The sequence below is a fragment of the Burkholderia ubonensis subsp. mesacidophila genome (assembly GCF_002097715.1).
GTDB lineage: Bacteria > Pseudomonadota > Gammaproteobacteria > Burkholderiales > Burkholderiaceae > Burkholderia > Burkholderia mesacidophila.
This window is the reverse complement of sequence record NZ_CP020738.1, coordinates 3,222,713-3,234,785: the sequence shown is the minus strand read 5'-3', so window position 1 is coordinate 3,234,785 and position 12,073 is coordinate 3,222,713. Positions and strand designations below refer to the sequence as shown.

General features: G+C 68.7%; 11 protein-coding genes and 1 pseudogene. 6 read left to right on the top strand and 6 right to left on the bottom strand.

Features of this window, described 5'->3' with window-relative positions; translation table 11 throughout:
- Window positions 1-36: 36 nt before the first annotated feature.
- Entirely contained in the window at window positions 37-960 is a 924-nt protein-coding gene (locus tag B7P44_RS32090; RefSeq protein WP_084909826.1) for a LysR family transcriptional regulator, read from the bottom strand.
- Window positions 961-1,209: 249 nt separating this feature from the next.
- A pseudogene (locus B7P44_RS32085) lies at window positions 1,210-1,425 on the bottom strand (nuclear transport factor 2 family protein); the annotation flags it as partial.
- A gap of 419 nt (window positions 1,426-1,844) precedes the next feature.
- On the opposite strand from B7P44_RS32085, the gene B7P44_RS32080 reads away from it, so the two are divergent.
- Both B7P44_RS32080 and B7P44_RS32075 read left to right on the top strand, forming a co-directional pair.
- Window positions 1,845-2,219, top strand: a complete 375-nt coding sequence (locus B7P44_RS32080; RefSeq protein ID WP_084909825.1) for a hypothetical protein — start codon at window positions 1,845-1,847, stop codon at window positions 2,217-2,219.
- Window positions 2,220-2,222: 3 nt separating this feature from the next.
- The gene (locus tag B7P44_RS32075) at window positions 2,223-2,729 is read left to right on the top strand and encodes a hypothetical protein (RefSeq protein ID WP_084909824.1); all 507 of its coding nucleotides are present in this window, start codon (window positions 2,223-2,225) and stop codon (window positions 2,727-2,729) included.
- A 111-nt stretch (window positions 2,730-2,840) separates the two neighbouring features.
- Here the strand turns inward: B7P44_RS32075 and hpnH are convergent, their stop codons facing one another.
- Both hpnH and ispH read right to left on the bottom strand, forming a co-directional pair.
- Window positions 2,841-4,001, bottom strand: coding sequence for an adenosyl-hopene transferase HpnH (gene hpnH / locus B7P44_RS32070; protein ID WP_084909823.1), 1,161 nt, complete (start codon window positions 3,999-4,001; stop codon window positions 2,841-2,843).
- Window positions 4,002-4,013: 12 nt separating this feature from the next.
- Entirely contained in the window at window positions 4,014-4,955 is a 942-nt protein-coding gene (ispH, locus tag B7P44_RS32065) for a 4-hydroxy-3-methylbut-2-enyl diphosphate reductase (RefSeq protein ID WP_084909822.1), read from the bottom strand.
- Window positions 4,956-5,390: 435 nt separating this feature from the next.
- Between ispH and B7P44_RS32055 the strand changes: the two genes are divergently transcribed.
- Window positions 5,391-6,578: a glycosyltransferase gene (locus tag B7P44_RS32055; protein ID WP_084909821.1), complete on the top strand. Its 1,188-nt coding sequence runs from the start codon at window positions 5,391-5,393 to the stop codon at window positions 6,576-6,578.
- Window positions 6,579-6,654: 76 nt separating this feature from the next.
- Here the strand turns inward: B7P44_RS32055 and B7P44_RS32050 are convergent, their stop codons facing one another.
- Window positions 6,655-8,079 carry a phage tail protein gene (locus tag B7P44_RS32050; RefSeq protein ID WP_084909820.1) on the bottom strand — a complete coding sequence of 475 codons (1,425 nt, stop codon included), beginning with the start codon at window positions 8,077-8,079 and terminating at the stop codon, window positions 6,655-6,657.
- A 108-nt stretch (window positions 8,080-8,187) separates the two neighbouring features.
- On the bottom strand, window positions 8,188-9,195 hold the full coding sequence (gene hpnA / locus B7P44_RS32045) for a hopanoid-associated sugar epimerase (RefSeq protein WP_010090176.1): 1,008 nt from the start codon (window positions 9,193-9,195) through the stop codon (window positions 8,188-8,190).
- A gap of 154 nt (window positions 9,196-9,349) precedes the next feature.
- On the opposite strand from hpnA, the gene B7P44_RS32040 reads away from it, so the two are divergent.
- From B7P44_RS32040 to B7P44_RS32030, 3 genes are all read left to right on the top strand, one after another.
- Window positions 9,350-9,646 carry an acylphosphatase gene (locus tag B7P44_RS32040; RefSeq protein ID WP_084910143.1) on the top strand — a complete coding sequence of 99 codons (297 nt, stop codon included), beginning with the start codon at window positions 9,350-9,352 and terminating at the stop codon, window positions 9,644-9,646.
- Between the two features lie 7 nt (window positions 9,647-9,653).
- The gene (gene rarD / locus B7P44_RS32035) at window positions 9,654-10,550 is read left to right on the top strand and encodes an EamA family transporter RarD (protein ID WP_084909819.1); all 897 of its coding nucleotides are present in this window, start codon (window positions 9,654-9,656) and stop codon (window positions 10,548-10,550) included.
- A gap of 354 nt (window positions 10,551-10,904) precedes the next feature.
- Window positions 10,905-12,026: an OpgC domain-containing protein gene (locus B7P44_RS32030; protein ID WP_084909818.1), complete on the top strand. Its 1,122-nt coding sequence runs from the start codon at window positions 10,905-10,907 to the stop codon at window positions 12,024-12,026.
- The last annotated feature ends 47 nt before the right edge of the window (window positions 12,027-12,073 follow it).

The window sequence follows — 12,073 nt, the reverse complement described above, 5'->3', positions numbered from 1 at the left end:
TCGATGCGTGCGTTCGACGCACGGGTCGGGCGGACGTCATGTGTGCGCCGGCTGCAGTGCCGACGGGCCGGCACACAGTCCGCGCACGACGCGGCGCAGCCATTGATGCGCGGGATCGCCCTGGAAGCGTGGATGCCACGCCTGCGTGATCAGCACGGTCTCGAGCGGGATCGGCAGCTCGAATATGCGCACGCCGAGCCCCGCCTGTACCGCGCTGCGCGCGAGATGCTCGGGCAGCGGCAGGATCAGGTCCGATTCCAGCAGCGCGAACACGGCCGCGTACGGCGTCGGCAGGACGAGCTGCACGCGCCGTTCGAGCCCGCGCTCGGCGAGCGCGGCGTCGATCGGCCCGGACGACTTGCCGCGCCGTGATACGCCGATATGCGGCCAGCGCGTGATGCGCTCGGGCGTGATGTCGTCTTCGAACACCGGATGCGCGCTGCGCGCGAGCCCGACGAACGTCGTCGTGAAGAGCGGCTGGACGCGAATCTCGGGTCCGAGGCGGCGCGATGCGCTGATGAACAGGTCGATGCGGCCGCTGCGCAGCGCGTCGTCGTCGACGTCGTCTTCCTCGGGCATGAAGCGGATCATCGCGCGCGGCATCCCGCGCGCCATTTCGTCGAGCAGCCGGCTGCTGTGCATGCCGACGAAGATGTCGTGTGCGCGCACATTGAACTGCCTGTCGAGCTTGCGCAGATCGACTTCGGCGCTCGCCGCGAGCAGCTGCGATGCGCGCTCGACCGTCTCGCGTACGATGCCGCGCAGTTCGAGCGCACGCGGCGTCGGCACCATCCTGCGTCCGGCCTGCACGAAGACCGGATCGCCGATCGTTTCGCGAATGCGCGCGAGCGTGCGGCTCATCGCGGGCGGGCTGAGGTTCATGCGGCGCGCGGCACCGGCGACGCTGCCCTCCTCGAGCAGCGCGTCGAGCGCGATCAGCAGGTTCAGGTCGGGTCGCATCGGTTCCTCCGGATCATCGCGTGCAAGCCGCGCAACGGTCGTGCGCGAGGCAGTCGACGGGCGTCATTGCGGCACATGCATTGTTTGTGCGCGGCGTCCAGGGAGAACAGGATGCGCTCGCATTTCGCTGCGATATGGCCCAATCATAGGATGATTGAATGTGTGCGAGTCTTGCACGACGCAAGGCTCGCTGCAAGCGATGCGGCCGTTGCCTGTCGCCGCGCATGCGCGGACAGGCTGCCGTGCGCGTCACGGCCGGGGCCGCGATTCGGCCACGGCCGCCAGCAGCGACCGGAAACCGACCCATCCCCAGTAGACCCGGTGACGGACGATCACCCCTTCCTCGATATCCATCACCTCGACGAGGTCGACCTGATCGCCGCCGGGTGCTTCACGCGGATAGTCCCACGCCGGTTGCCGGCCGTTCGAGAAGAGCAGGCCGGTCCGGTACCAGCGTCCGAGGCGGCCCGGCGCCTTGCGGAAGGTGACGATGACGATCAATTTAGCGATGCCGGAGTTGCGCACGTTTCAACGCGATCCGAAACGTGGATGTCGCGAGGTAGCCGCGCGGGATACATGCGATGGCATGCGTCCTTCGGAACCCGGGGCGAAACGCTCAACAAGCCATTTCCGAAAACGAAAGATGCGCGCGCGCAGCAGGTCGAATGGTGCGAATGCCGCGCTCAGGTAATTGATTGATTTAGGGAATTCGCTCGCGCCGAGTCCGCTGAGCGGCAAGGGCTTGCGGGATTTTTCCAAAGCAGGAAATTTGAATTGCGAAACCGGCTATTCAAGCAGGTCGGCATGCGGTCTACGATGGTTTCGACGCATCGGTGCATGAGACCGATGCAGATCGTTGCTGAAACAACCATCAAGAGGTCGCTATGAAATCGCTCGTTCCCGCTCTTGCCTTGTCCGCCCTCGTCGCGCTGCCGACCGCCGCCTTTGCGCAGTCGACCGGCGCGAACGGGGCCGCGGCTGCCGCGCCGCAAAGCTGGTCGGCGGCGCGCGCCGAAACCGATGCGCAGCTCGCGCTGCTGGCGCGCGTCGGCTATCGCGCAACCACGGAGGGTAACCAGAACTATCCGCTCGCGATGCAGCGCGCGATTGCCCGTGTCCTGAATCCGGCGCCGGACCGGTCGCGCGAAGAGAAGGCCGCGATGGAAGCGCGCGCCGCGAACGACGCGCAGAGCGGACACCCGGTCAAGGCGTTCTTCGTGAAGACCGCGTATTACCTGAAGGGCGAGAACACGTTCTGATCCATGAAGCCAGTGAAAAAGACCAAGGGCGTCAAGGGCCGCCGGCCGCTGCCCCGCGAGTGGCTGCTGCCGTTGCCGCCGGCGCACGTGCGCGACATCTCGCTGAAATGTCACATGGCGCTCGTCGCGCTGCGCGGCAATCACGGGCATGAGGAATTGCTGCTGCGCCTGCGCACGAGCGTCTATCTGGTGTTCGTGTCGCTCGCCGACGTTCGCTCGCACGCCGCGAGCCTCGAGCTGTGTCTCGAAGCGGAGCGCGTGCTCGATGCCTGCGCGGAACGTGCGGCGAACGGCGACGCATGGGCGCTGCGCGACGACGAGTGCGCGGCGCTGGAGCAACTGCTGACTGTGCACGACGCGTGCGTCGAGACGCTGTCGCGCAGCCGGCTCGCCGATCTGTGGCGTCATGTCTGCGCGTTCGCGCAATCCGGGATTCAGGCGCCGCTGGCGCTGGCCGTCGCGAAGATCCGCGAGCGCGAAATGCACGCAATGCACGGCATGGCCGCCTGATCGACAACTGCCCCCAGAAAAGACAAAAGGGTGCGACGGGATTGCTCCGTCACACCCTTTTTTGTGCTTACGATGCGCGCGACGATCGTCGCCGCGCGCATCGTAAGCGGCTTAAGCCGCCGCGGCCGGCTTCGCCGGCTTCTGCAGCTTGCCCTTGCCGGCGCGCTGGATTTCCTCGAGCTTGATCTCGACGTGGCGCGAGAACACGTACTCGGCCGGACGCTGCTTGTCGATCGGAATGTCCGGCGCGAACGCGCCTTCGGTCTTGATGCCCTTCCGGCTCACGGCGAACGCCTTCAGCGGATGCGCGATCGTGTCCATCACGGCGGTCGCCTCGAAGCCGCAGTGGACCATGCAGTCCGCGCACTTCTCGTAGTTGCCGACGCCGTAGTTGTCCCAGTTCGTGTCTTCCATCAGCTCCTTGAAGGTCTTCACGTAACCTTCGCCGACCAGATAGCACGGCTTCTGCCAGCCGAACACGGTACGCGCCGGGTTGCCCCACGGCGTGCACTTGTAGGTCTGGTTGCCGGCCAGGAAGTCGAGGAACAGCGACGACTGGCTGAACGACCAGCGCTTGCCGCCTTCGCCGCGCTTCAGGATTTCGCGGAACAGGTTCTTCGTCTTGTCGCGGTTCAGGAAGTGCTGCTGGTCCGGCGCGCGCTCGTACGCATAGCCCGGCGACACGGTGATGCCGTCGACGCCGATCGGCCCCAGCGTGTCGAAGAACTTCGCAACGCGCTCGGGGATCGCATCGTTGAACAGCGTGCAGTTGATGTTCACGCGGAAGCCGCGGCGCTTCGCTTCCTTGATGGCCGCGACCGCCTTGTCGTACACGCCTTCCTGCGACACGGAATGATCGTGCATGTCCTTGTCGCCGTCGAGGTGGACCGACCAGACGAAGTACGGATTCGGCTCGTAGTCGTCCATCTTCTTTTCCATCAGGAGCGCGTTCGTGCACAGGTACACGAACTTCTTGCGCTTCATGATGCCCTTGACGATCTCCGGCATCTCCTTGTGGAGCAGCGGCTCGCCGCCGGCGATCGACACGATGGGCGCGCCGCACTCGTCGACGGCCTGCAGGCATTCCTCGACGGACAGGCGCTGGTTCAGGATCGGGTCCGGATAGTCGATCTTGCCGCAGCCGTTACAGGCGAGGTTGCAGCGGAACAGCGGCTCGAGCATCAGCGCGAGCGGATAGCGTTTGTTGCCGGACAGGTGTTGGCGCATGATGTATGCGCCGACGCGGACTTGCTGGAGCAGCGGAATAGACAAGAGTTGTCCTCCTTAAACTTCGCGGGCGACAGCTTGCGTGAGCTTCGCCGGCAGCTTGAATTCGACTTTTTCCTCACGGCCCGCCATCGTCGTGACCTCGACGGGCCCCAGCGCGCGCAGCGCGCCGATTACATCCTCGACCATCTCTTCGGGCGCCGACGCGCCGGCGGTGAGACCCACCGTCTGCGCGTTGGCGAACCATTCGGCCTTCACTTCCGAGCCGTCGGCGACGAGATAGCTCGGCACGCCGCTTTCGGTGCCGATCTCGCGCAGCCGGTTCGAGTTCGAGCTGTTCGTCGCGCCGACGACGAGCAGCACGTCGACCTGCGCGCTCAGCTCGCGCACCGCCGCCTGGCGGTTCTGCGTCGCGTAGCAGATGTCGCGCGTGTCCGGGCCGACGATGTCGGTGAAACGGCGCTGCAGCGCTTCGATGATGCCACGCGTATCGTCGACCGACAGCGTCGTCTGCGTGACGTACGCGACCGGCGTGTCGACAGGCAGCGTCAGCGTGTCGACTTCGGCCTCGCTCTGGACGAGCGTGACCTCGCCCGGAATCTGGCCGATCGTGCCTTCGACTTCCGGATGGCCGGCATGGCCGATCAGGATCAGCCGGCGGCCCGCCGCGACGTACTGGCGGCCCTGCACGTGCACTTTCGTGACGAGCGGACAGGTCGCGTCGAGCACGTCGAGCCCGCGCGCTTGCGCGTCGTGCTCGACCGTCTGGGCGACACCGTGCGCGCTGAAGATCGCGACAGCGCCGTGGGGCACCTCGTCGAGTTCCTCAACGAATCGCGCCCCTTTATTACGCAGATTTTCTACAACGTGCCGGTTATGGACGATTTCATGACGCACATAAACCGGCGCGCCGTGCTGTTGCAGCGCGCGATCGACGATCTCGATCGCACGGACAACCCCCGCACAAAAGCCGCGGGGCTGGGCAAGGATGACTCGCATAATTGAGCGAACTCCGACGACAGACGCGGGGTTCGAGAGAGCCGGCATGCCAGCTCGATCGCCCCGACTTGATGTTATGAATGCAGGAACGACCCGGCAGGCCAGGGCCCGGCACCCCGAATTAATCGCGCATTTTAACTCTATCCACAGGTCCTTGCTCTGGTGCTGTTCCGATCGTGTTGCAATCGTGTTGTAAACGCGGGACGGGCGGGTCGGCGCCCGCCGGCGCGGAACCCAGTAAACTAGGCGGTTTCGCAGGCTTCCTTTCGGTTGCCTGACGTCGAGCATATTTCAAGGCCTCTCGATGACCGTCGATTCCTACGAGTATTACCCCGTCGCGCCGCGGCGCGCATGCGCCGTCTCCGGCGTTTTAAATCCGACCCTGATTGCGGCGTCCGGCTCCGCTACGGGCGGCGCCCGCCGGGAGGCGCGCCGATGATGCTGGCGATCGTGTTCCTGCTGTCCTGCCTGTCGTTGCTGATCTGGCTCGTCCTGCTCGTCGCGCGCGGCGGCTTCTGGCGCGCGCAGCCGGCGCGACCGCTGCCGCCCGACGCGCGCGGTGCGGCGGCCGAGGCCGGCTGGCCGGCCGTCGTCGCGGTCGTGCCGGCGCGCAACGAAGCCGACGTGATCGCCCGCGCGGCGACTTCGCTGCTCGAGCAGGACTATCCCGGCGCGTTTCATCTGATCATCGTCGACGACCACAGCGACGACGGCACCGCCGACGCGGCCCGCGCGGCGGCGCTCGCGATCAACCGCGCCGACCGCCTGACCGTGCTGACCGCGAAGCCGCTGCCGGCCGGCTGGTCGGGCAAGGTGTGGGCGCAGTCGCAGGGGATCGCGGCGGTGCGCACGCTCGGCCTGCCGGCCGACTACCTGCTGCTGACCGACGCCGACATCGGCCATCCGCCGGACGCCGTCGCGCAGCTCGTCACGCGCGCGCAGGCCGAGCAACGCGATCTCGTGTCGCTGATGGTGCGGCTGCGCTGCGATTCGTTCTGGGAAAAGGCGCTGATCCCGGCGTTCGTGTTCTTCTTCGCGAAGCTCTACCCGTTCTCGTGGATCAACGACCCGCGCAACAAGACGGCCGGCGCCGCGGGCGGCTGCATGCTGGTGAAGCGCACGGCGCTCGAGGAGGCGGGCGGCATCGAGTCGATCCGCAACGCGCTGATCGACGACTGCAGCCTCGCCGCGCAGATCAAGCATCGCGGCGGCGGCCGCCATCCGATCCGGCTCGATCTCGCCGACCGCAGCGTGTCGCTGCGTCCGTACGACAGCTGGCGCGACATCTGGAACATGATCGCGCGCACCGCGTTCACGCAGCTCCACTATTCGCCGTGGCTGCTGGCCGGCACGCTGCTCGGCATGACGATCATCTACCTCGTGCCGCCCGTCGCGGCGCTCGCCTACGGCGCGCGCGCGTGGCCGGCCTGGCTCGCATGGGCGTCGATGTGCACCGCCTATGCGCCGATGCTGCGCTACTACCGGCGCTCGCCGTGGTGGGCGCCCGCGCTGCCGCTCGTCGCGGCGTTCTACGTCGGCGCGACGTTCGCGTCCGCGTGGCGCTACTGGCGCGGCAAGGGCGGGCAGTGGAAGGCGCGCGTGCAGGCGCCGGTGGATCGCTGAGCGCGCGGGCCCGATGTGAAAAAGGGCGGCGCAAGGCCGCCCTTCGATGGCCATCCCACGGATGGCCGCCCCATGCTTACCGCTGGGTGAGCATCATGTACATCTGAATCACCACGTCCGGCGAGAACGTGAACGGCACCCAGCCGAAACCGGTGTGGCGCGCGACCAGCAGGCGGTCGCCGTTCGCTTGCTTCTGCACCGCCATCATCGGATTCTTCGTCGACACGAACCGCCAGCCGGCCGGGATGCCCGCCGGCTGTTCCGGCTGCATCGACGCGCGCGCGTGCGCGAGTTCCTCGATCAGCTGGCTCAGCTGTTCGGGCTGCAGCGTGATCGATTCGCCGTTGACGGTCAGCGTGATCTCGTTCTGCGACGGGCGGGCCACGTGCAGCGTCGATTTCTCCGCCGCAGCGGCGGGGGCCTCGGAAGTCGCCAGCGCTGACGCGGATTCCGGTTCCGCGGCGGGTTCGGCTTCGGTTGCCGCGGGCGCGTCGGTGGCCGGCGCGGCGGCTGCTGCCGGTGCGTCCACGATTTCCACGGCTTCCACCGTCTCGACGGCTTCAACGGTCTCCACCGCTTCCGCAGTTTCCGTCGACGCGGCTCCGTTGACGACGGCTTCGACGAGCGCTTCGGCGTCGGCGATGGCTTTTTCATGACGCTGCGCGGCGGCTTCGGCTTCCGCGATCGCCAGCGTGTGGCGCTGCGTGATGGCTTCGGCTTGCGCGGTCGCCTCCGCATGGCGCTGCGCGGCGGCTTCGGCCTGCGCGATCGCTTCGGTGTGGCGCTGCGTCACGGCGTCGGCTTGCGCGGTCGCCTCGGCATGGCGTTGTGCGGCGGCTTCGGCCTCGGCGATGGCTTCGGCGTGGCGTTGCGCGACGGCTTCGGCCTGCGCGGCGGCGTCGGCCTGGCGTTGCGCGGCGGTTTGCGCGTCGGCGATCGCATTCGTGTGGCGCTGCGAAGCGGCTTCCGCCTCGGCGATCGCGACCGCGTGACGTTGCGCAGCGGCTTCGGCTTGCGCGGTGGCGGCGGCATGGCGCTGTGCAGCGGCGTCGGCTTCGGTCGCGGCGGCGTAGTGACGCTGCGCGGCGGCCTCGGCTTCGGCGATCGCAGCCGCATGGCGCTGCGATGCGGCTTCGGCGTCCGCGTGGCGTTGCGCGAGCGCTTCGGTCAGCGCGGTCGCTTCCGCGTGGCGCTGCACGGCGGCATCGGCCTGCGCGGTGGCCTCGGCGTGGCGCTGCGCGGCGGCTTGCGCTTCGGCGCTTGCCGCGGTGTGGCGCTGCAGCGCGGCTTCGGCCTCGGCGGCCGCTTGGGCATGGCGCTGCGCGGCGGCTTGCGCGTCGGCTTCGGCCGCGGCATGACGTTGGGCGGCCGTTTCGGCTTCGGTCGCGGCGGCGCGCGCGAATGCTTCGGCGCTGCGTGCCGCCTGCTGGGCGGCGTGTTGATCGTGCAGGAGCTGATCGACGCCGGCATTGAGCGCATCGATCTGATCGTTCAGGTTCATGCGTGCTTTCTCTACGTAAGACCCGCGATTTTACCTGCTGCGCCGATGCCGGTCCGCGTACGACGTGTAACAAAGTGCGCAAAGCGGCGCGATGCGCGCCGCTTTGTGTTATTTCAGGTAGCCCGCCGAACGGAACCAGTCGAGCGCGTCGCGCAGCCCGTCGCGGTACGGCCGGGCGCGATAGCCGAGCTCCCGCTCCGCCTTCGCCGACGTGAAATACATCTTGTTCTTCGACATCCGCAGCCCGTCGACGGTGACGAACGGCTCCTTCTTCGTGAACTTCGCGACCGCCTCCGCGCCCACCGCGAGCGGGTACAGCGGCCAGCGCGGCAGCGCGAGCGTCGGCGCCTTGCGGCCGGTCATCTGCGCGATGTCGGCGAGCATCTGCTGCAGCGGCAGGTTCTCGCCGCCGAGGATGTAGCGCTCGCCGATGCGGCCGTGCTCGAGCGCGAGGAAGTGGCCGTTCGCGACGTCGTCGACGTGCACGAGGTTCAGCCCCGTGTCGACGAACGCGGGAATCTTGCCGAGCGCCGCCTCGACGATGATGCGGCCGGTCGGCGTCGGCTTCACGTCGCGCGGGCCGATCGGCGTCGACGGATTGACGATCACCGCGGGCAGCCCTTCGTCGGCGATCATCCGCTCGACCGCGCGCTCGGCGAGCACCTTGCTGCGCTTGTACACGCCGATCGCCTGCTCGGGCGTGAGCGGCCGGTTCTCGTCGGCCGGGTCGCCCGCGCTCGTCACCTTCAGCGTCGCGACGCTGCTCGTGTAGACGATCCGCTCGACGCCCTCGGCGCGCGCCGCGCGCATCGTCGCGACCGCGCCCTCGAGGTTCGCGCGCTCGATCTCGAGCGGATCGGGCGCCCACAGGCGATAGTCGGCGGCGACGTGCAGCAGGTAGCGCACGCCGCGCAGCGCGGTGCGCATCGACGCTTCGTCGCGCATGTCGCCGGTGACGATCTCGGCGTCGAGATCCGCGACGTTCGTGCGCGGGCTGGTCGGGCGCACGAGCACGCGCACCGCGTAGCCCTTCTGCTGCGCGATGCGCGCGACGGCCGAGCCGACGAAACCGGACGCGCCGGTGACCAGAACGAGATCGCGGGATGTATCAGTCATGCAAGTCGAGTCCTCATGGCCGCGCGCGGGCGGCGCGGCGGTTGTGCATCGTGCGAGATTGTACGTGTTCGGCGCGGGGCGGCGGCGGGCACTGACATGGTGCGGCCGGCGCGACTACAATGCCGGGCTTGGATGCAACAGGAAGGTGAAGACGATGAGCCGCGACGACCATGACGAACGGATTGAAACCTACTACGTGCGGGTGCGCGGCGTCGTGCAGGGCGTCGGCTTCCGTCATGCGACGGTGCGCGAGGCGCACGCGCTGAAGCTGCGCGGCTGGGTCGCGAACCTTGAAGACGGCACCGTCGAGGCGACGCTCCAGGGCCCCGGCGCGCAGATCGACCGGATGCTCGCGTGGCTGAGGCACGGGCCGCCGGCGGCGCGCGTGACCGAGGTGACGTTCGAGGAGCGGCAGACCGACAAGCGCTACGAACGCTTCCAGCAGCAGTGAGCGGGCGATGACGGGATATCCGGAGGCCGGGCGCGGGCTCGTGCTGTCGGTGACGGCGTCGATGCTGTTCGCGCTGTTGTCCGCGTATGCGAAGCTGCTTGCGCCGCTCACGGGGCTCGACATCTTCGCGTGGCGGATCCTGTGGACCGCGCCGGGCGCGCTCGCGCTGATCGCGCTGCGCGGCCGCTGGCCGGCCCTGGTTGCGCTGGTCGCACGAGCCGCGCGCGACTGGCGCCTGCTGACCGCGCTGCCCGCGAGCGCGGCGCTGCTCGGCGTGCAGCTGTGGCTGTTCCTGTGGGCGCCGCTGCACGGGCGGATGCTCGAAGTGTCGCTCGGCTACTTCCTGCTGCCGCTGACGATGGTGCTCGTTGGCCGCTTCTACTATCACGAGCGGCTCGATCCGCTGCAATGGGCTGCGATTGCGTGTGCGGCGCTCGGCGTCGCGCACGAGGTGTGGGCGACGCGCGCGTTCGCGTGGCCGACGCTTGTCGTCGCGCTCGGCTATCCGCCGTATTTCGTGCTGCGCCGGCGGATCAACGCCGATTCGCTGGCCGCGTTCGCCGTCGAGGTGGCGCTGCTGTGCCCGGTCGCCGCCGTGATGGCCGCGACGAGCACGACGCCGCTCGCCGGCCATCCCGCGCTGTGGGCGGCGCTGCTGCCGGGGCTCGGCGCGCTCAGCACGCTCGCGCTGGCGAGCTACCTGAAGGCGAGCCGGATGCTGCCGATGGCGCTGTTCGGCATCCTCGGCTACGTCGAGCCGGTGCTGCTCGTCGTGGTGTCGCTGCTGCTGCTCGGCGAGACGCTCACGGTCGCGAAGCTCGCGACCTACGGGCCGATCTGGGTCGCGGTCGCGCTGACCGCGTGGCACAGCGCGATGCTGATGCGGCGCCTGCCTGTCCGCTGAACGCGGCGCGCGACGCCATCGGATACCGTCCGCAGGCTGACCGCCAACTGACCGCGCGCTGACGTCGCGCTGACCGCGCCGACGGTTTCACCCGCGCGTCGCGTCGCAGATCCCGCCGCTGTAATCGAACCGAAGATTCGGTTGCACTTTGTTACTTAGGGTCTCCCCTGAGCGGCCACTAGACTGACCTGACCGTCATTCCTTCGTATGCCGCTTTCCGATGAACGGTTCTCTCCGTGCCCGGCCAGCCGGGTTGGCGCGACACGAGCATACGCGTATCGCCGCCGGCCGCGCGCGCCTTCCGAATCCGACCGACTCCGGCGCGCGCCGCGCCGCCGATCCGCGAGCGCGAACATGTCCGTGAGCGCGCCGTCCTCCGCCCATGCGCCATGCGGCGGCCGCCTGATCGAAGTCGATTTCTTCCGGGGCGTCGTGCTGTTGATGATCGTCGTCGATCACATCGGCGCGAGCGTGCTGTCGCGCGTGACGCTGCACGTGTTCGCGCTGTGCGACGCCGCCGAGGTGTTCGTGTTTCTCGGCGGCTTCGCGACCGCGAGCGCATACGGCGCGATCGCGGAACGGCACGGCGCGCGTGCCGCGCAGCGGCGGTTCGTGGGCCGCGCGATGCAGATCTATCGCGCGTTCCTCGCGACGTCGACGCTGATGCTCGTCGTGTCCGCGGTGCTCGACCATTACGGCATCGACGCGCCGAACCTCGCGCTCGACGACGTCAGCGTGATGCTCGCGACGCCGTTGACGGGGCTCGCCGAGCTGCTCACGTTCCAGCGCCAGCCGTATCTCGCGGCGGTTCTGCCGATGTACGTGCTGTTCGCGCTGGCGGCGCCGGCGCTCGTGCCGTGGGCGCGCCGGCGCCCGTGGCTGCTCGCCGCCGCGAGCGTGTCGTCGTGGCTCGCCGCGGGCTGGCTCGGCCCCGAGCTGCTGGATAGCGACACGTTCCACTGGACCTTCAACCCGTTCGCGTGGCAACTGGTGTTCGTGGCCGGCGTGCTCGCGCGCTGCCAGCCCGTCTACCGGCGCGTCGCGCTCGGGCGGTGGGCTGCCGCGGCAACCGGCGTCGCGTGCGCGATCGTGCTGGCCTGCGCGAGCGTCAAGCTGTTCTCGGGCCTGCCGCTGCCGGAGGGGATGATGAAGCGCGACCTGGCGCTCGCGCGCGTCGTGAACTTCGCGGCGATCGCGTGGCTGATGGCGGATTGCGTGCGCTACGGCTGGGTCGCGCGGATCGCGCAGGCGGTGCGCCCGGTCGTCGCGGTCGGCCAGCGCGGACTGATGTGCTTCGTCGCGGGGGCGGCGATCTCGCTGACGCTCGATTCGCTGCTGCATCCGGCGCCGCAAGGCGCGCGCCTGCTGCATGTGATCGGCGTCGGAGTGGCCGCCGATGCGTGTGCGCTGGGCCTGATGATGGCGCTCGGGAGTTCGGGGACGTGGCTGGCGCGGCGGCGCGGGGCGGCCGTGTGAACGGCGCGAGCGATGCGCGGGGCGCCGTTGGGCCGGACCGGCGCAAG